At 63.0% G+C, this 414-nt stretch carries 1 pseudogene; it reads right to left on the bottom strand.

From position 1 onward, the window contains the following. A pseudogene (locus tag J5M57_RS28720) lies at positions 1 to 414 on the bottom strand (RHS repeat protein); the annotation flags it as partial.

The raw sequence follows: 414 nt of genomic DNA, 5'->3' as shown, positions 1-414 counted from the left end.
CTTGCTGGCGCTGTTGTTCACGCCCCGATTGATAGACGTGACTGGTCAGCCGTGCGCCGTTGAGGTCGATGGCGGTCAGCGCCCCGCCCTTGGCGTAGTGGAAGTCGAGCTTGCTGTTGTCCGGCAGGCGCTGGCGTTTGAGTTGACCGCAGGCGTCATACACATAACGCAACGTGCCCCAGCCCTGATGCTCGGTGATCAGTCGGTCCTGCAGGTCATATTCGAAGGCCAGCGGATGTTTCTGCCCGTCATCGACGCCGGTTAACCGGCCCAAGCGGTCGTAGCGGTAAGCCACCTGAACCCCGTCGGGCAGGGTTTTCAGCAGCAGGCGCCCGGCGGCATCGCGCTCGTAAGCGGTGATCAGCGTCGAGCCGTCATCGCCAAACTCGGTCTTCTCCAGCAGGTGGCCGTTAC

Source organism: Pseudomonas sp. 86_A, from assembly GCF_017491705.1.
Taxonomy (GTDB): Bacteria; Pseudomonadota; Gammaproteobacteria; order Pseudomonadales; family Pseudomonadaceae; genus Aquipseudomonas; species Aquipseudomonas koreensis.
The sequence above is the reverse complement of the archived record's forward strand: the minus strand, read 5'-3'. Positions and strand labels throughout refer to the sequence as shown.